The organism is Burkholderia sp. L27(2015), from assembly GCF_009765705.1.
Classification (GTDB): Bacteria; Pseudomonadota; Gammaproteobacteria; order Burkholderiales; family Burkholderiaceae; genus LMUX01.
This window is the reverse complement of the sequence record NZ_LMUX01000021.1, coordinates 920,333-939,490: the sequence shown is the minus strand read 5'-3', so window position 1 is coordinate 939,490 and position 19,158 is coordinate 920,333. Positions and strand designations below refer to the sequence as shown.

At 61.5% G+C, this 19,158-nt stretch carries 16 protein-coding genes; 12 read left to right on the top strand and 4 right to left on the bottom strand.

What is annotated here, in order from left to right:
• The first annotated feature begins 134 nt into the window (after positions 1-134).
• From GSQ77_RS22595 to GSQ77_RS22580, 4 genes are all read left to right on the top strand, one after another.
• Entirely contained in the window at positions 135-1,001 is an 867-nt protein-coding gene (locus tag GSQ77_RS22595) for a slipin family protein (protein ID WP_158905022.1), read from the top strand.
• Positions 1,002-1,024: 23 nt separating this feature from the next.
• Positions 1,025-2,044 (top strand): alpha/beta hydrolase, encoded by a 1,020-nt coding sequence (locus GSQ77_RS22590; RefSeq protein ID WP_158905020.1) that lies wholly within the window; start codon positions 1,025-1,027, stop codon positions 2,042-2,044.
• Positions 2,045-2,155: 111 nt separating this feature from the next.
• Positions 2,156-3,766, top strand: a complete 1,611-nt coding sequence (locus tag GSQ77_RS22585) for an MDR family MFS transporter (protein WP_158905018.1) — start codon at positions 2,156-2,158, stop codon at positions 3,764-3,766.
• 2 nt (positions 3,767-3,768) lie between these two features.
• Complete coding sequence (locus GSQ77_RS22580) at positions 3,769-4,248, top strand: MarR family winged helix-turn-helix transcriptional regulator (protein WP_158905016.1); 480 nt, start codon at positions 3,769-3,771, stop codon at positions 4,246-4,248.
• Here the strand turns inward: GSQ77_RS22580 and GSQ77_RS22575 are convergent, their stop codons facing one another.
• Genes GSQ77_RS22575 through ilvA form a run of 4 tightly spaced genes read right to left on the bottom strand, consistent with a single transcriptional unit; the run spans position 4,249 to position 8,933 of the window.
• The gene (locus tag GSQ77_RS22575; protein ID WP_158905014.1) at positions 4,249-5,532 is read right to left on the bottom strand and encodes an amino acid deaminase; all 1,284 of its coding nucleotides are present in this window, start codon (positions 5,530-5,532) and stop codon (positions 4,249-4,251) included.
• Positions 5,533-5,544: 12 nt separating this feature from the next.
• Positions 5,545-6,369: an NADPH-dependent 7-cyano-7-deazaguanine reductase QueF gene (gene queF / locus GSQ77_RS22570; protein WP_158905012.1), complete on the bottom strand. Its 825-nt coding sequence runs from the start codon at positions 6,367-6,369 to the stop codon at positions 5,545-5,547.
• A 37-nt stretch (positions 6,370-6,406) separates the two neighbouring features.
• Positions 6,407-7,372 (bottom strand): 5'-nucleotidase, encoded by a 966-nt coding sequence (locus GSQ77_RS22565; protein ID WP_158905010.1) that lies wholly within the window; start codon positions 7,370-7,372, stop codon positions 6,407-6,409.
• 40 nt (positions 7,373-7,412) lie between these two features.
• Positions 7,413-8,933, bottom strand: coding sequence for a threonine ammonia-lyase, biosynthetic (gene ilvA / locus GSQ77_RS22560; RefSeq protein ID WP_158905008.1), 1,521 nt, complete (start codon positions 8,931-8,933; stop codon positions 7,413-7,415).
• A 514-nt stretch (positions 8,934-9,447) separates the two neighbouring features.
• Between ilvA and GSQ77_RS22555 the strand changes: the two genes are divergently transcribed.
• From GSQ77_RS22555 to GSQ77_RS22520, 8 genes are all read left to right on the top strand, one after another.
• On the top strand, positions 9,448-13,431 hold the full coding sequence (locus GSQ77_RS22555; protein WP_158905006.1) for an FAD/FMN-binding oxidoreductase: 3,984 nt from the start codon (positions 9,448-9,450) through the stop codon (positions 13,429-13,431).
• Positions 13,428-13,970: an HIT family protein gene (locus GSQ77_RS22550; RefSeq protein WP_158905004.1), complete on the top strand. Its 543-nt coding sequence runs from the start codon at positions 13,428-13,430 to the stop codon at positions 13,968-13,970. The genes GSQ77_RS22555 and GSQ77_RS22550 overlap by 4 nt, the downstream gene beginning before the upstream one ends.
• A 33-nt stretch (positions 13,971-14,003) precedes the next feature.
• Positions 14,004-14,429, top strand: a complete 426-nt coding sequence (locus GSQ77_RS22545; RefSeq protein WP_158905002.1) for a gamma-butyrobetaine hydroxylase-like domain-containing protein — start codon at positions 14,004-14,006, stop codon at positions 14,427-14,429.
• A 14-nt stretch (positions 14,430-14,443) separates the two neighbouring features.
• Positions 14,444-15,175, top strand: a complete 732-nt coding sequence (ubiE, locus tag GSQ77_RS22540; protein WP_158905000.1) for a bifunctional demethylmenaquinone methyltransferase/2-methoxy-6-polyprenyl-1,4-benzoquinol methylase UbiE — start codon at positions 14,444-14,446, stop codon at positions 15,173-15,175.
• Between the two features lie 175 nt (positions 15,176-15,350).
• Complete coding sequence (locus GSQ77_RS22535; protein ID WP_254067742.1) at positions 15,351-16,214, top strand: SCP2 domain-containing protein; 864 nt, start codon at positions 15,351-15,353, stop codon at positions 16,212-16,214.
• A 20-nt stretch (positions 16,215-16,234) separates the two neighbouring features.
• A complete protein-coding gene (gene ubiB, locus GSQ77_RS22530) occupies positions 16,235-17,809 on the top strand; it encodes a ubiquinone biosynthesis regulatory protein kinase UbiB (RefSeq protein WP_158904998.1) in 1,575 nt (524 codons plus the stop codon).
• Entirely contained in the window at positions 17,799-18,602 is an 804-nt protein-coding gene (locus GSQ77_RS22525; RefSeq protein WP_158904996.1) for a methyltransferase domain-containing protein, read from the top strand. The genes ubiB and GSQ77_RS22525 overlap by 11 nt, the downstream gene beginning before the upstream one ends.
• A 130-nt stretch (positions 18,603-18,732) precedes the next feature.
• Positions 18,733-19,146, top strand: coding sequence for an FmdB family zinc ribbon protein (locus GSQ77_RS22520; protein ID WP_158904994.1), 414 nt, complete (start codon positions 18,733-18,735; stop codon positions 19,144-19,146).
• The last annotated feature ends 12 nt before the right edge of the window (positions 19,147-19,158 follow it).

Below are 19,158 nucleotides of genomic sequence, written 5' to 3'. Positions count from 1 at the left end.
GCGACGCATCATCCGGAGCATTTCCGGAGCATTAATCCCGCGCGGTGTTCGCGACGATCTGCGCGGTTCACCCCGGCCCACCGCTTTTGCCAGCGTGTGCGCGTCGAGTCGCGGCTGTTGCACAGAGAACCATCATGAATCCGATCTCACTGTTTTTCACCATCGTGGTACTGCTGGTCGGTGCGCTGGTGAGCCGTCTTGTCAGTCCGTTGCTGATGCCGTTGTTTGTGGTGCTGGCACTGATCATTGCCACGTCGCTAAAAATGGCCAACGCGTGGGAGCGCTTCGTCATCCTGCGCGCCGGTAAATTGCAGAGCGTGCGCGGCGCCGGCCTGTTCTGGATCGTTCCCGTACTCGATCGGGTCGCAGCCATCATCGATGAGCGCATCCAGACCACGGCGTTCAACGCCGAGCAGGCGTTGACGCGCGACACCGTGCCGGTGAATGTCGACGCCATCATCTTCTGGCGCGTCGAGGACGCCGAGCGTGCCGCTTTGCAGATCACCGACTATCGCCAGGCGATCGATCGCGTGGCGCAAACCTCGCTGCGCGAGATGATCGGCTCTTCGCACCTGGCTGCGCTGTTGTCGGATCGCCAGGCGGCCGACGCGCGGCTGCGCGAGACCATTAGCGAAAAGACCACAAAGTGGGGCGTCTCGGTCAGTTCGGTGGAAATCCGTGATGTCGCGATTCCGGTCGCCCTGCAAGATGCGATGTCGCGCCAAGCCCAGGCGGAACGCGAAAAAGAGGCGCGCGTGATTCTCGGTTCGGCCGAAGCCGCCATCGCCTCGAAATTTGTGGAGGCGGCGAATATTTACGCCAATAATCCCGCCGCTTTGCAATTGCGTGCGATGAACATCATTTACGAAACGACCAAAGAGCGCGGCACGACGATACTGATCCCGAGCTCCATGGTCGACAGCCTGAATCCGGCATCCGCGTTATCGATCGCGGCGCTCGCCAAGTCGAAGTCGCCGGAGGGCGGCGGGGGAACACTGTAAATTCGAGCAAGGGGGGCTGACCCATGAGCTGGCAAAATACTGCGCTGTCGTGGTTTTTGCGACACCGCTTTAAGCCTCATTCCAAACCCCGCTCGAACAGCGGCCCGATCGACATCGCGGCTCTCAGGAAGCGTGCCCAGGGCTTTTTCCCTTCTCCGAAGTTACCGTCCGGCTGGCGGCGCCACGACGGCTATCGCGTGAGTGGCTCCGGCGATGACTCCGGGGGTGATTCCAGGGGTGATTCCAGGGGGGGCTTAGCCCTCAGCGGTGAATGGATAGAACCCATCCACCCTGAGTCCTCTGCGGGTACACGGCCGACCGTGCTTTACCTGCACGGCGGCGGCTACTACTTCTGTTCGCCCCGCACGCATCGTCCAATTACCTATGCCTTGGCCACCGGGGCTCAAGCCCGCGTCTTCGCGCTCGATTATCGGTTAGCGCCGGAGCACCCGTTTCCGGCTGCCGTCGACGATGCGCTGGCCGCTTATCGGGCGTTGTTGGAGCAGGGCATCGCGCATACGTCCATTGTGTTGGCGGGAGACTCCGCAGGTGGTGGCCTGGGGCTTGCGACGCTGGTCGCTCTGCGCGACGCCGGCGACCTTTTGCCGGCCGCCGCGGTGGTGTTTTCGCCATGGACGGACCTGGCCGCCACCGGACATTCCCTGATCAGTAACACTGAGCGTGATGCCATGTTCCACGGCGTGTCCGTCGGGCCGGCCGCGCAAATTTATCTGGGCGACGCCAGCGCCACGGATCCGCTCGCCTCGCCGTTGTACGCCGATCTGCATGGTCTGCCGCCTTTGTTGATCCAGGCCAGCGATAGCGAAGTCTTGCGCGACGATGCGTTGCGTTTTGCCGAGCGTGCGCGCGAAGCTGGGGTGGAGGTGCAATTGGAAACCTGGCCCGACACGCCGCACGCGTGGCAGATTTTCGCGCAATGGTTGCCGGAAGCGCGCACGGCGCTCGGACGCGCCTGCACGTTCATCAAACGCTCGACCGAGCGTTCCAGTTCGACGACCGTAGAGAAGCGGCGCGCCAACTGATTCTTGCGGGGGCACGCGAGCCGACCTTGGTTTTTGCAGTCCGCCGAGTAGAAGTCATCGCGCGGCCGTGTTAAACTATTAGTTGATAAGGCAATAGTTGTACCGACAAACATGGCTGTTCATACTTCCGCAGCGCACTCCAGCGGGCAGGTCCTACCGTTTCGCGCATCGCTCATGGCGATGTTCGGGATCTCATTCGTGGTCATGCTGGTGGCCCTGGACCAGACCGTCGTGGGCACGGCGCTGCCGACCGTGGTGGCCGAGCTCAAGGGCTTTGAGCTATACGCCTGGGTCGCCACGTCGTATCTGTTGACCTCCGTCGTCACGGTACCGATCTTTGGCCGGCTCGGCGATTTTTACGGGCGCAAGCCATTCGTGATCGCCTCCATTGTCGTGTTCACCGCAGCCTCGGTGTTATGCGGAATGGCCAATAGCATGCTGTTCCTGGTGATAGCGCGCGCCTTGCAAGGCATCGGCGGCGGCATGCTGGTGGGCACCGCGTTCGCGTGCATTCCGGACCTGTTCCCGGAGCCGCGTGTGCGACTGCGCTGGCAGGTCATGATGAGCTCCGCATTCGGTATCGCGACCGCGGTCGGGCCGTCGCTGGGCGGCGTGCTGACGCAATACTACGGTTGGCGTTCGGTGTTTTACGTCAACCTGCCTATCGGCTTGCTGTCGCTTATTTTCGTAGGGCGATTCTTGCCGCATTTGCGACACACCGCAACCGCGCTCAAGATGCGGCTCGACTGGCCCGGTGCGGCGCTGATTGCGCTGACCTTGGGTAGTCTGCAACTATTCGTCGAGATGGTGCCCAAGCATGGCGTGACGCCGGTCACCGCACTGCTGCTGGTATTCAGTTTGGTCGCCGGTTATGCGCTTTGGCGCTGGGAGCAGCGATGCGCGCAGCCTTTGCTGCCTTTCGAGATGTTCCGCAACCCGGCGCTCGCACCGCTCTTCACGCTTGCCGTGCTAAGCGGCTTCGCGATGTTTTCCGTACTCTTTTATGCGCCGCTGCTGTTGCAAGGTGGCTTCGGCTTGTCGCCGCGCGATGCTGGACTGCTCATCACGCCGTTGGTGGCTTTCATTACGGTGGGTAGCATCTTCAACAGCCGAGTGATTACGCGGGTACGCAATCCCAATATTATGCTGCAGCTTGGCTTTATCCTATTGGCTTTGGCCTGTCTGGGGCTCTCGATGGCGACGCGCTCGATGCCGCGCGCGCTGTTGCTTGTGTTCATGTTGTCGGGTGGTCTCGGGCTAGGGTTCGTGCTGCCCAATCTGACCGTATTTGCGCAGCAATCGGCGGGGCGCGAGCACTTGGGTATCGCTACGGCGCTATTGCAGTCGATGCGGATGATAGGCGGCATGTTCGGCGCCGCTATCACGGGGAGTCTGATTACCCGCCAGTATGCGCACGGGGTGAACGTTGCGTTGCGCTCCGATCATGCAACGCAGTGGAGCGAACAGTTCAGCGATCCGCAAATTCTGATCAACCACGACGCCCAAACGGGTCTGTTGGCGCAAATGACGACCCAAGGGCATAACGGTGCCTCACTGCTGGAAGCGGCTCGTGAGACACTGGTCAGTGCAATCCATTTGGGCGTGGCACTGGCCGTGGTGGTCGCCATCGTGGGGCTTTGGCAGTCGCGGCGCGTGCCGCCGATTTCGTTTACCAGGCAGGCTGCGGGCGACGCGCCTGTAAGCTTGCCTGCCGGAGAGTAGGGATGTCCGATAAGCAGGAAAGGATCGCTGTAGTGCATCAATTCGGTCGCACCTATCGCAGTTTTTTGTCAGCATTCGAGGCCCAGGTCGGGCAGCCGATGCCGCGTTGGCGCATTTTGCTCGCCGTGTCGGATGGCGGTCGTGTGTCGCAGAAATTGCTGGTCGAGAAACTGCAGATCGACGCAGGAGCGTTGACACGTCAGTTGAAATCCATTGAAGCGCTGGGCTGGATCGCGCGTAGCGTCGACGAGCGCGATAACCGCGTCACCAATGTCCAACTGACCGACGCCGGTCGCACTGTCGTAGCGCAGGGGATGCCGCTGCGCAATCGTTTTCTCGACGCCGTGCTCGATGATTTTCCCGAGAGTTTGCTCAAATCCTTGTCGCAAGGACTGGATCTGCTGGAACGTCATATCGTCGAGGCTAGCGCGGGCGGCACTCCGCCTGTTGGCTCCGAACGTCAGCCGACTGAAAAGCGCTAGTCAAAAGCAGGTGTCGATCACTTCGGTCACCTGATAGGTGCTATCCACCACCAGCAACTGGCGCCACTTGTCGAAGGTCAGGCAAGGGTGCGAGACGTCGAAGGCGATCATGTCGCCGACCTGCAGATCGTCGTGCGGCGCGATCTTCAGGAACGCGTGCTGATCCATCATCTTGAACACTTCCCAACCGAGCGCAGGGTCGATATCGCGAGGCGCCGCTTCGCCTGGGCGGTATTGGCGTGCCGGCGAGGGCAGGCCTGAAGCGCTGCCGGCATCGCGCCGTCCCAGACCGACGATCGCGCAATCGGCTTGCGGCCGCGATTGCACATAAGCCCAAACCTGCAATGCCGGCTGCAGGCCGGCGCCCAGGCGGCGCGCTACGGCGCTGCGCTGTTCGACCCCCACCTGCGCTTGGCGATAAACCCCTGCATCGTGAGTCAGATAGCAGCCGGGGCGCAGCACGATCTCTACGGCACCGCATGCGTGCGCACGTTTGAATTCTTCCGCCACCACGTCGTACCAGACCGATCCCGCGCCCGAGAGCAGCGCCGGCTGGCGCGCGAAGCGCCCTGCGTGTATCAGCTCGCCGGTCCAGGCGACCGCCTGGCGCAATACGGCGCGCACGGCAGCCTCATCGTCGACCACCGCTTCATAGAGTTCGATGCCGGCCAGTTTCAGCACGCGCGGCCAGCGCGCCAGCGCAGCCAGTACGTCGTCGCGTTGCGCGAGATCGCGCACGCCCGAGCGCCCGCCGGGCAGCCCAATCTCGAGCAGCACGTTTAGCGAGCGTCCCGCCTTCTGGAAAAACGCGCCGAGCTGGTCAACATTGGCCGCGGAATCGACGATGCAAAAGAACTCGAACCCGGGGTTGACCAATAGATCGGCGATCAACGCCATGTTTTGCCGACCGACCAGTTGGTTAGCCATCAGCACGCGTCTTACGCCACCGTCATAAGCGGCTCGAACCTGCGGCGCGGTCGCGAGCGTGATGCCCCAGGCGCCGGCTGCCAGTTGCATGCGAAACAGCCGCGGCGCCATGGTGGTTTTGCCGTGAGGGGCCAATTGCACGCCGTATTCGGCAACGAACTGCTGCATCCAGTGCAGATTGTGCGCGAGCCGGTCGGCATAGAGGACTGCGGCGGGCAGCGAGACGTCTTCGCGCAGCAGGTTCCAGTGGAGATGAATGACGTCGCCGGTCGGCACTGAGTTTGCTGGTAGCGGGCCGAGCCCTTTGCCCAGTGGATCGAGTTGCCGGATTGCGCTAAGGGTTTGTAATGTTTGCACGGCGTACCCCGGCTATTGACGTGCCGTGCGCGCGTTGTCGGGCAACGGCAGGTTGAAATTGGTGCGAAACGGGTTGATATCGATGCCGCCGCGCCGCGTGTAGCGCGCGTAGACCGCCAACTTGAGCGGGTGGCAGGTGCGCGCAATATCCATAAAAATACGCTCAACGCACTGTTCGTGAAAGCCACTGTGGCTGCGATACGAAATGATGTAGCGCAGCAGCCCGGCGTGGTCTATCGGTGCGCCCACGTAACGGATCTGCACGCTGGCCCAATCGGGTTGTCCCGTCACCGGGCAATTCGATTTGAGCAGGTTGGACACGACGGTTTCATCCATCGGTGCGGATGTGCTGTCCACGCGCAGCAAGCCCGGATCGGGGTGATAGATCTCAGTGTCCAGGTCGAGTCGGTCGAGCGAGGTACCCGACAGTTCTTCAAGAGTGAGCGTGCCGAATTCGAATGGCTGCGTGAGCGTGACGCGCACCGAGGCGCCGCATAGCGCGCTCAAGTCGCGCAGCAGGGTGTCGCGCAACAGCTCGGTCGATTCGAAACGGGTCTGCGCAAACGAGCCCAGATACAGCTTCAACGATTTGGATTCGACGATAAAAGCGCTGTCGGCCGGCACGATAAAGGTCGCGACCGCGATCTGCGGCTTGCCGCGCGGCGTGAGCCACGACAGTTCATAGGCATTCCAGATGTCGGCGCCGAAAAACGGCAGCGCGGCGGGCACGCCGATCTCGTCGCGCCCCGGCCTGCGCGCAATCGCAAAGAGCAACGAGGGATCGTACTGATCGCGATATTGGACGGATTGTCCGAGCGGAGAATTATCAGGCGTCATTTTCAAGTACTAAATTCGGGGTATCAAATTCGAGGCATCAACTCGAGGTATCAACTCGGGTATCAAACAAGCTCGGGGAATCAAATTCGGGCGCCATATTGGCAATGCCGTTGGGCACATGGCCGGTCGGCGACACGCCGAGCGCGGCTTCGCAATGGCTGATCTGATCGTCAAAGAAAAAGTCGGGTTCGAATTCGCGCAGGAAACGGCCTTTGTCCAGACCACCAAGGAACATTGCTTCGTCGATCTCGATGTTCCACTCCATGAGCGTGCGTATCGCGCGTTCATGGGCCGGCGCCGAGCGTGCGGTAACCAGCGCCGTGCGTATGCGCATGGGCGTGGTCGCATCAGCCGCTTTTTGCAGCCGATGCAGCGAGGCGAGCAACGGCTTCAGCGGCCCTTCCTTGAGCGGCAGGTTGACCTTGCGGGTCTCGTGCTGGATGAACGCGTCCAAGCCCTGCGCTTTGAAAACGCGTTCGGCCTCGTCGGAAAAAATCACCGCGTCGCCATCGAAGGCGATGCGGATTTCGTTCGGATACTTCTCCGCAATCTTGACCGACTCGGGGTAGACCCGAGCGGCCGGAAAGCCCGCGGCCAGCGCATTGCCGACGTCATCGGGATTTACCGACAGAAACAGTCCCGCCTGGAACGATTCGAGATAACGAAACGGCGCGCGGCCTCCCGTGAACACGCCGCGCTCGATTTTCAGCCCCAGCGCACGGCAAGAGTGGAAGGCGCGCAGGCCGCTGACCGGATCGTTGCGCGACAGGATTACCACTTCGACGCGCCGCTCGCTGTCGGCAGCTACCCCGTTGAGCGTGAGCAGCTTGCGTATCAACGGGTAAGCCACGCCAGGGGCGGCCGGCACGTCGATGCGTTCGAGCTGCAGGGCTTGGTATTCGCGGTCGTTGCCCTCCTCGAAGACGCGGTTTTCAGCCTCGAAGTCGAACAATGCACGCGAGGAAATTGCTACCACCAGCTTGTCTTCGAGCGAATAAGCCATACGGTCAGCGGTCGTCCAGAAATGATTACAGTAAGAGCGGCTATAGAAACAGCGAATAGACCGGATTGTTGCTCTCGTTCCAGTAAGCATAGCCCAGCGTCTTCAGGAATTGTTCGAAGGCGCTTTGTTCATTTTCCGGAACCTGGATGCCGACGAGGATGTTGCTGTAGTCGGCGCCCTGGTTGCGATAGTGGAACAGGCTGATATTCCAGTTGGGCGCCATCGACGACAGAAAGCGCATCAGCGCGCCCGGGCGTTCCGGGAATTCGAAGCGGTACAGCAGTTCGTCGTGCGCGAGCGGCGAACGCCCGCCCACCATGTAGCGGATATGCTGTTTGGACAGCTCGTCGTGCGTCAAGTCGAGCGTGGCAAAGCCATGCTTCTCGAAGGTGGCCGCAATCACCGCATCTTCGTCGCGCTTGCGGGTTTGCACGCCCACGAACAGGTGTGCTTTTTGCGCATCGGCAATCCGATAGCTGAACTCGGTTACGCTGCGCTCGCCCACCAGCTCGCAAAAACGCTTGAAACTCCCGCGTTCTTCGGGGATCGTGACGGCAAATACCGCTTCGCCTTCTTCACCCACTTCCGCACGCTCGGCCACGAAACGCATGCGGTCGAAGTTCATGTTGGCACCTGAGGTGACCGCGACAAACGTGCGGCCCTGCACCTGCTCGCGCTCCACGTAAGCCTTGATACCGGCCACCGCCAGCGCACCCGCCGGCTCCACGAGGCTGCGCGTTTCCTGGAAGATATCCTTGATCGCGGCGCACAACGCGTCGGTATCCACGAGCACCACTTCGTCCACATGCTCACGGCAGATGCGGAAGGTCTCGTCGCCGACCAGCTTGACGGCCGTACCGTCCGAAAACAGCCCGACATCGGTGAGCGTGACGCGCTCACCGGCCTTCAACGATTGCGCCATTGCGCAGGAATCCTCGGTCTGCACGCCGATGACCTTGATCTCCGGGCGCAGTGCCTTGATGTAGACGGACATGCCGGCCATCAGGCCGCCACCGCCGATCGGCACAAAAATCGCGTCGATCGGGCCCTGCAACTGACGCAGGATCTCCATGGCTACCGTGCCCTGGCCTGCAATCACATCGGGATCGTTGAACGGATGGACGAACGTGAGCCCGCGCCGCGCCTGTATGGTCAAAGCGTGTTCATAGGCATCGGAATAGGAATCGCCGAACAGGGCAATTTCGACGTTGGCGCCGCCATGGGTGCGCACCGCGTCGACCTTGACCTGCGGGGTCGTGACCGGCATCGCAATCACCGCATGAAGCCCCAACCGAGACGCGGCCAATGCGACGCCCTGGGCGTGGTTGCCGGCCGACGCCGTAATGACCCCGCGCTGGCGCTCTTCGGCGCTCAGGTTGGCCATGCGGTTATATGCGCCGCGCAGCTTGAACGAAAACACCGCCTGGTTATCCTCGCGCTTCAAATGAATTTGATTGGCCAAGCGTGCGGATAGGCGGCGGGCGAAAGTCAGCTCGCTTTCACGGGCCACATCGTAGACCCGGGCGGTCAGGATTTTCTTCAGATAGTCGGGAGCGGACATGCGGATCGATTCTTAAAAAAGGTGATAGTGGCGTGCGGCGCAAACGCTAATGATAGCGCCTTGGCGACTAGCGCCTCACTAAACGATGGCTAGCAGCCGGCGCGCGGCACCGGAACCGCGCCCGCGCTACGATTCGATGCTGTGCCGCAACGAAGACCGCGCTACGGCCGTAGGCGCGCCTTTGCGCCACGGCAGGGGCGGCCGATGGCTGGCACGCGCCACGCTGCGATGCAGTACAATCGGGCTTTAAGAACCCAAGAATCCGAACTCAAACGATGTTCCGACCGACACGACCGATGCGTTTACCCCATTCGCAGCCTAGCCCGTTACGCGCGGGCCGTCGCGTGGCTAGTGGCCGATCCGCTTGATCCGGCGTTGATTGCCACAGCACCGTCCAGCTTCACAACGAGAGACCCTCTCAGTCTGATTTGCGCCTAGCCCGTACCGGTATTTCGCGGTACGCGCGGTGCACCCGCCGGCAGGCACCACGCCGGCTTACCGAACTGACGAAAAAATGAACGCACCCCAAGTATTCGATCCGAGCGGCCAGCCGGTCGCAACACTCGACGCGGCACCGCGACTGCGCGAAATTCCGTATAACTACACCTCGTTTTCCGACCGCGAGATCGTGATTCGCTTATTGGGCGAAGCGGCGTGGCAAGCGCTCGACGAATTGCGGGCCGAACGCCGCACCGGCCGCTCGGCTCGCATGCTGTACGAAGTGCTGGGCGATATTTGGGTGGTGCGCCGCAATCCGTATCTGCAGGACGATTTGCTCGACAACCCGAAACGCCGCACGCTGCTGATCGACGCGCTCGAACACCGCCTGAGCGAAATCGAGAAGCGGAGCCGTGCAGATTTGTCGACCTCCGTGGATAGCAACGCCCAGGATCGCGCTGCGCGGGTGCGGGCGCTGGTGGCGGCCGCGCGCACCGCGGTAACGGCGTTTGCCGGCGAATTCAAGGAGTTCGGCGACTTGCGCCGCCGCGCGATGAAGGTGCTGGGGCGTCATACGCAAAAGGACAACATCCGTTTCGACGGGCTGTCACGCGTATCGCACGTGACCGACGCCACCGACTGGCGCGTCGAATATCCGTTCGTGGTGCTCACGCCCGACACCGAGCTGGAAATCGCCAGCCTGATCAAGGATTGCTTCGAGCTGGGACTGACCGTGATTCCGCGCGGAGGCGGCACCGGCTATACCGGCGGTGCGGTACCGCTCACGCCGTTCTCGGCCGTGATCAATACGGAAAAACTGGAGCAGCTCGGCGAGGTCACGATGACCGATCTGCCCGGCGTGTCGACGCAGGTCGCCACCATCTTCTCCGGCGCCGGCGTCGTGACCCGGCGTGTGACGGAGGCGGCCGAGAAAGCCGGTTTCGTGTTCGCGGTCGACCCGACTTCGCTCGATGCATCGTGCATAGGCGGCAACGTGGCGATGAACGCTGGCGGCAAGAAGGCCGTGCTGTGGGGCACCGCCCTGGACAATCTGGCTTGGTGGCGGATGGTGGATCCGGACGGCAATTGGCTCGAAATAACGCGCCTGGATCACAACATGGGCAAGATCCATGATGCACCGTCGGCTACGTTCGAGCTGAAATGGTATGACGGCAACTATGCGCCGGGCGAGCAACTGCTGCGCACCAAGCTGCTTGAAATCGAAGGCAAGCGCTTTCGCAAGGAAGGCCTGGGCAAGGACGTTACCGACAAGTTCCTGGCCGGTTTGCCCGGTGTCCAGAAAGAAGGGTGCGACGGGCTGATCACGAGCGCGCGCTGGGTCTTGCACAAGATGCCCAAGCACACGCGTACCGTTTGCCTGGAATTTTTCGGCCAGGCGCGCGATGCGATTCCATCGATCGTGCAGATCAAGGATTACCTGTTCGAAACGTCGAAGCAGGGCGGCGCGATTCTGGCGGGCCTCGAGCATCTGGACGAGCGCTATTTGCGCGCAGTCGGCTATGCGACCAAGTCCAAGCGCAGCGCGTTTCCAAAGATGGTGCTGGTGGGCGATATCGTCGGGGACGACGCCGACCAGGTGGCAGCCGCCACCTCGGAAGTGGTGCGCATGGCCAACGGCAACAGCGGCGAGGGCTTTGTCGCCGTGAGCGCCGAAGCGCGCAAGCGTTTCTGGCTGGACCGTTCGCGCACGGCGGCGATATCCAAACACACCAACGCCTTCAAGATCAACGAAGACGTGGTGATCCCGCTGAATCGGATGGGCGAGTACACCGACGGCATTGAGCGCATCAACATCGAACTGTCGGTGAAAAACAAGCTGCAACTGATAGCCGCGCTCGAAGCATTCTTCGCCGCCGGCAAGCTGCCGCTGGGCAGGAGCGACGACGCCAACGAAATTCCGAGCGCGGAGCTGCTGGAAGACCGCGTCAACGTGGCGCTCGATCTGCTGCGCAAGACCCGTGCACGTTGGGAGTACGTGCGCGACCATCTGGACATGCCGTTGCGTGAAGCGCGTCATCAGCTGGTGATGCATGGCTACGAATCGCTGACCGAGGAGATGGCGCAGCGCAGCGACCGGCAACCCGACGCGGTCTTGCTCGATATCGTGCAGGACCGCACGATCCGTATCTCATGGAAAGCGGAAGTTCGCGCAGAACTGCGTCATATTTTCAGCGGCGGCGAATTCCTGCAGATTCTCGAAGAAGCCCAGGCAATACACAAGAAGGTGCTGCGCGGCCGGGTGTTCGTCGCGCTGCACATGCACGCGGGCGATGGCAATGTGCACACCAACTTGCCGGTCAATTCCGACAATTACGAAATGCTGCAGGACGCGCACGCCGCTGTGGTGCGCATCATGAAGCTCGCGCGCGATCTCGATGGCGTGATTTCGGGCGAACACGGGATCGGCATTACCAAGCTGGAATTCCTGACCGAGGAAGAGATCGCCGATTTCCGCGCGTACAAGCTCCAGGTAGACCCGCACGGCCGCTTCAACAAGGGCAAGCTGATGGAGGGCGCCGATCTGCGCAACGCCTATACGCCGAGCTTCGGTTTGATGGGCTACGAATCGCTGATCATGCAGCAGTCCGATATCGGCGCGATCGCCGACAGCATCAAGGATTGCCTGCGCTGCGGCAAATGCAAGCCGGTGTGCGCCACCCATGTGCCGCGCGCCAACCTGCTGTACAGCCCGCGCAACAAGATCCTGGCCACCTCGCTACTGATCGAGGCGTTCCTGTACGAGGAGCAGACGCGGCGTGGCGTGTCGATCAAGCACTGGGACGAGTTCAACGATGTGGCCGACCATTGCACGGTCTGCCACAAGTGCGAAGCGCCATGCCCGGTCAATATCGATTTCGGTAACGTGACGATGGACATGCGCAACTTGTTGCGCAAGATGGGCAAGAAGAAATTCAACCCGGGTTCGGCTGCCGGCATGTTCTTCCTGAATGCGACCAACCCGCAGACCATCAAGGCCACGCGCGCGACCATGATCGAGGTGGGTTTCAAGGCGCAGCGCCTGGGTAACGAGGTGCTGAAGAAATTCGCACGCAAGCAGACTGCCAAGCCGGGGAGCACGACGGGTGGTGCGCGTCCGATTGTGGAGCAGGTGGTGCATTTCATCAACAAGAAAATGCCCGGCAATTTGCCGAAGAAGACGGCGCGCGCACTGCTCGATATCGAGGACAACAAGATAGTCCCGATCATCCGCGATCCGAAAACGACCACGGCGGATACCGAAGCGGTGTTTTATTTCCCGGGTTGCGGCTCGGAACGTTTGTTCTCGCAAGTGGGGCTGGCGACGCAGGCGATGCTGTGGCACGTCGGCGTGCAGACCGTGCTGCCGCCGGGTTACTTGTGTTGCGGTTATCCGCAGCGAGGCGCGGGTCAATACGACAAGGCCGAGAAGATGGTGACGGACAACCGGGTGCTGTTCCATCGGGTTGCCAACACGCTCAATTATCTCGACATCAAGACGGTGGTGGTGTCGTGCGGCACATGCTACGACCAGCTTGCCGGTTACGAATTCGAGAAGATTTTCCCGGGCTGCCGGATTATCGATATTCACGAATTCCTGCTGGAGAAGGGGGTCAAGCTCGAAGGCGTGAACGGCATGCGCTACATGTATCACGACCCGTGCCACACGCCGATCAAGACGATGGATCCGACCAAGCTGGTCAACCAGTTGATGGGCGCGGCGCAGGACGGTTATACGATCGAGAAGGCCGAGCGTTGCTGCGGCGAGTCGGGTACCTTCGCGGTATCGCGGCCGGATATTGCAACACAGGTGCGGTTCCGCAAGGAAGAGGAAATGCGCAAGGGTGCCGATCGGGCGCGCACCGGCGGCTTCGAAGGCGAGGTGAAGGTGCTCACCAGCTGCCCCTCATGCTTGCAGGGGCTGTCGCGCTATGAAGAGGATGCGGACGTGAAGGCCGATTACATCGTGGTCGAGATCGCACGCAATCTGCTCGGCGAGAATTGGTTGCCCGAGTACGTCGAGCGTGCCAACAAGGGCGGCATCGAGCGGGTGCTCGTATGACGAGTGGCGCGATCGGCCAGCAGGCATCGTCGGGCTCAGGTAGCACCGGCGGCCGCGCGGAAAGCAGCACAGACGGCGGCGCGGGTAGCAACGCTGTCGCTGGTTGTTCGCTATGCGAAGAAACCGGCGGTGAGCTGCTGTGGAGCGATCGATGGCTGCGCGTGATCGCTGCGCAAGAAGCCGATTACCCAGGTTTTTGCCGGGTGGTCTGGGGTGCGCACGTCGCTGAGTTCTCGGATCTGGATGCAGCGCAGCAACGGCATCTGATGCAGGTTGTCGCCACGGTCGAGCGCGTGATGCGCCGCGTCATGACACCGCAAAAAATCAACCTCGCGAGCCTGGGCAACCAGGTGCCGCACGTGCACTGGCATGTAATACCGCGTTATGCCGACGACGCACACTTCCCTGCGCCGATCTGGGCTACGGAACGTCGCGCCGTGGAACCTGTCGTACTAGCCAAACGGGTAGCGCAGGCCGAGGGTTTGCGTCTGGCATTGGTCGAAGCGCTGGATACGTTGGATACAGCGTCAAGTCATTGATATTTAAATAATTTTTAGTAAGAGAGCTGCGCCATGGCAGGACTTGAGCGGGATACGCCGGTGCCTAGCGGCATCACCTTGCATACCCAGTCGCGGGTGCTCGAATTGCAATATGCCGATGGCAGCACCTATCGTCTGCCGTTCGAGTTTCTGCGGGTTTATTCGCCGTCGGCCGAAGTGCGCGGTCATGGGCCTGGGCAGGAAACGCTGCAAACCGGCAAGCGCGACGTCACTGTCACGAGTATCGACGCAGTGGGCCATTACGCGATCCAGCCGACCTTCTCGGATGGACATTCGAGCGGTATCTATTCGTGGGATCATCTTTACGATCTGGCAACGCGGCAGGAGACACTTTGGCAGGAATACCTGCAAACGCTCGCGCAGGCAGGCGTAGACCGCGATGCACCGATGAGCGCCGCCCCGCACGGTGGGCACGGTCACGGTCATCGGCATAACTGATAAGGAGGGTGCCAGTGAGCAAGACCCATTTTGGCTTCCAGCAAGTCAACGAAGAAGAGAAAGCCCAAAAAGTGGCGGGCGTATTTCATTCGGTGGCATCGAACTATGACGTCATGAATGATTTGATGTCGGCGGGCATGCACCGTGTCTGGAAAGCGTTCACGATTGCTCAAGCCAATGTCCGCCCAGGCTACAAAGTGCTGGACATCGCTGGCGGCACGGGCGACCTGGCGAAAGCCTTCGCGAGAAAAGCGGGCGCGACCGGCGAGGTCTGGTTGACCGATATCAACGAGTCGATGGTGCGTGTAGGCCGCGGCCGCTTGCACGATGCCGGTGTGATTACGCCCACGCTGTTATGCGATGCTGAAAAGATTCCGTTTCCCGATCACTATTTCGATGTGGTCACAGTGGCATTCGGTTTGCGTAATATGACCCACAAAGAAGCGGCGCTTGCCGAAATGCGGCGTGTGCTCAAGCACGGCGGCAAATTGCTGGTGCTGGAGTTTTCGAAGGTTTGGGCACCCCTGGCGCAGGCGTACGACGTCTATTCCTTCAAGGTGTTGCCGTGGCTGGGCGATAAAATTGCCAAAGATGCCGAAAGTTATCGGTACCTGGCGGAATCGATCCGGATGCACCCCGACCAGGACACGCTCAAGACGATGATGGAAGCGGCGGGCCTGGAAGGAGTGCGATACTTCAACCTGTCCGCCGGTGTTTGCGCACTGCATATCGGCACCAAATACTAGTTGGGCTTGCGATGGCGCCGTGATGCCTTATGATCGGTGCCGTGGCGTCGTGGTGCCTGTTGTCGGTGTGTGCTTGTGGGTGCCGTGACGGGTCATTTCCGCGCGTTGGTTTCCTGTTTCGCTTCCTGTTTTGTTTTCTGCCCCTGACACTGCGGCCCTCCGCACAAAGCACCTTATGCTCGAATCGACTCCTGGCCAGCTAGTCGCCAAATCGTTCTGTGTCGCAGTGAATCATTTGCTCGCACGCGAAGAATGGGCGCGCGAGCAGTTGCGAGCCTACGCCGGCAAGACCGTGCGTCTGGAGAGCCCGCCCTTTTCGATCGGCCTGCAGGTCGACGATCAGGGTTTGCTGCGCGCATGGCCGATGTCGTCCGATCCGGCCGCGCACTCAGACGAGTCGCGTGATCCGCAGGGGCAGCCCGACCAGCGCGGGCAGCCGGCACCTGCGTCCGCTTTTCAGCCCGCACCTCAGTCGCCCGCTTTTCAGTCCGATTCTCAGTCCACAGGTCAGCTGCCGTCCTCGCACGCAAGCGCTCCTGTCACAGAAGCAACCTACGATGTGACCATACGCGCGTCGGCCAGCGCCGCTTCAGCGTTTTTGCAGGGCGGTCAGGCGGCGGCGATGAAGCACGTCAAGATCGATGGCGACGCCGAATTTGCCAGCACGATCGCACGGTTGGCCGAGCACTTGCGCTGGGAGCCCGAGGAGGATCTTGCTCAACTGATCGGTGACGCCCCGGCGCACCAGTTGGCCGAGCACGCGCGCGCGACGCTGGCCCAGGCGCGCCGCTCGGGCCTGAGCCTGCTGGAGTCGGTGGCCGAGTATTTCCTGGACGAAAATCCGCAACTGGTCAGGCAGGGTTCGCTCGATCAGATGCGCAGTGAATTGGTGAGCGTGCGCGACGCGCTCGCGCGGCTCGAGAAACGCATCGAGCGGCTCGACCAGAAGGCACCACCCGCCCGGCCGGCTGCAGCCGACGACACGACCAGCCCTAAGCACAGCGGACCCGACGCGACGTCGCCGGGTCGCACAAGTTAGATACCGGATAAGTTTGCACCATGCGTATTTTCCGATTTTTCAAGATCACCCGGACCATGTTCAAGTTCGGCCTGCACGAGGTCGCGTTATCGCATTTCAAGCATAGGGGCGTCCAGTTCATACTGCGCGTGGTGCCGTTCAGCCGCCATGAATTGCCGCGCGGCGTACGCTTGCGCATGGCACTGGAGAGCCTGGGGCCGATCTTCGTGAAGTTTGGCCAGGTGTTGTCGACGCGGCGCGATTTGCTGCCGCTCGATATCGCCGACGAGCTGGCCAAGCTGCAGGATCAGGTGCCGCCATTCGATTTCGAACATTCGGTGGAGCTCATCGAGAAGTCGCTGGGTGCGAAAGTCGACACCCTGTTCGACGAATTCGAGCGGGTGCCGGTGGCCAGCGCGTCGATCGCGCAAGTGCACTTTGCGCGTATCAAGGCTGGGACGCATGCCGGCAAGCCGGTCGCAATCAAGGTGCTGCGGCCCAACATGCTGCCGGTGATCGAAGGCGATCTGGCGCTGTTGCGCGACGTTGCACGCTGGGTCGAGCGTTTCTGGGCTGACGGCAAGCGCCTGAAGCCACGCGAGGTGGTCGGCGAGTTCGACAAATACCTGCATGACGAACTCGACCTGATGCGCGAGGCTGCCAACGCGAGTCAGTTGCGCCGTAATTTCGCCGGTCTCGATTTGTTGCTCGTGCCCGAAATGTATTGGGACTTTTGCACCTCGACGGTACTCGTGATGGAGCGCATGGTCGGCTTGCCGATCAGCCAGGTTGAAACGCTGCGCACCGCCGGTGTCGATGTGCCGAAACTGGCCCGCGAAGGGGTCGAGATTTTCTTTACCCAAGTGTTTCGCGACGGCTTCTTTCACGCCGACATGCATCCGGGCAATATCCAGGTCAGCATCGACCCGAAGACGTTCGGCCGCTATATCGCGCTCGACTTCGGCATCGTGGGTGCGCTGTCCGACTTCGACAAAAATTATCTGGCGCAGAACCTGCTCGCGTTTTTCCAGCGCGATTACCATCGCGTGGCGGTGCTGCATCTGGAGTCAGGATGGGTGCCGCCCGCGACCCGCGTCGAAGAGCTCGAGGGCGCGATCCGGGCATGTTGCGAGCCGTATTTCGACAAGGCGCTCAAGGATATTTCGCTCGGTCAGGTGCTGATGCGCCTGTTCCAGACCTCGCGCCGTTTCCAGGTCGAAATTCAGCCGCAACTGGTGCTGCTGCAAAAAACCCTGCTCAACGTCGAAGGCCTGGGGCGCGAGCTGGATCCGGAACTCGACCTGTGGCAGACCGCCAAACCGTATCTTGAGCGCTGGATGAACCAGCAGATCGGCTGGCGGGGCTGGCTGGACCGGTTGAAATACGAAGCGCCGCAATGGAGCAAGACGCTGCCGCAACTTCCGCGACTGATCCATCAGGTGCTGGCGCCGCATTACGACGGCCGACCGATGGGTAACGAACCGCTGATACAAAAAATGCTGATCGAGCAGCAGCGCACCAATCGGCTGCTGCAAGGCATGCTGGTGTTCGGGCTGGCGGTGGGGGCGGGGGTGATCATTGCCCATTTCTTTATTTACGGCGGATATGGTGGATAAACCCGTGGGGGATAAACTCGTGGCCGATAAAGCGAAGCCCGCGGTGGGTAAAGCGAAGCCCGCGGTGGGTAAAGCCGAACGCGTGGCGGATAAAGCGGACCCCGCGATGGAAAAAGCGGCACCTGCGGCGGAAAAAGCGAAACGCGCAGCTAGCGATACGCCCGGCCTTATGCCGAGCTTCACCACGCGCGACCCCGATGCGCCGGCTTTCTGGGACGAGCGCTTTGAACAGGGGTTCATGCCGTGGGATCAGCGAGGCGTGCCGCCGGCCTTCTGCGCTTTTGCCGAGCGTCAGGCGCCGGGCGCGGTTCTGATCCCCGGTTGCGGCAGTGCCTACGAAGCCGCTTGGCTGGCCGCTCGCAGTTGGTCCGTCACGGCCCTCGACTTCTCGGCTGCGGCAGTGGCGGCGGCGCGGTCATACCTGGCGAGCCAGCCCGGTGGCGAGAAGGTCAGCCTGGTGGAGGCCGATTTCTTCACCTATATGCCGTCGGAAGAGACGCGCCTGAAGCCGCAATGGATCTACGAGCGGGCATTCCTGTGCGCGCTCCCCCCTGCGCGTCGCGCCGATTACGCGCGCCATATGGCGCAGCTGGCCGCGCCGGGCGTGCTGTTGGCCGGTTTGTTCTTTTTTGGCGAGACGCGCAAAGGGCCGCCGTTCGCGATCGAAGAGTCGGCGCTACATAGCTTGCTCACGCCGTTTTTCGAGTGTATCGACGATCATCCTGTGGAAGATTCGATCCCCGTTTTCGCTGGCCGCGAACGTTGGCTGACGTGGCGCCGCCGCGCCGTCTGAGGCAACCTGCGGCAGCCAAGGGCCGCGCGCCCCAAGGCGCGCTTGGGCGGCTTCGCCGCGTCGATCGCATTATTCGCCATCGGTTTCCGCTATAATTCAAGGCTTTGCGTGACCCTGAGTAGGAAAAGCCATGCCGATTTACGCTTACCGTTGTTCGTCGTGCGGTTACGAGAAAGATGCCTTGCAAAAGCTTTCCGACGCACCGTTGACACTATGTCCCGAATGTGGCCAGGAAACCTTCAGCAAACAGGTGACCGCCGCCGGTTTTCAGCTCAAAGGTTCCGGCTGGTACGTGACCGATTTTCGCGATGGCAATAAAGGCGGCAAGCCCGCCGCCAAACCCGCGGACGGCGCGAGCGCAGCGACTGCGGATGCGGCCCCCGCCAGCGCGGCGAAGGAGGGCACGAACGGTAGCGCGGCCGGCAATACATCGACCGCCAGTTCGGCGGCAACCCCCGCAGCTTCCACGCCGGCCGTCAGCGCGCCCACCGCGAGTTCCGCCAGCGACAGCAGCAAAAGTGCGACAGGTGGCAGCAAGGCCTGAACTTGACCGGCT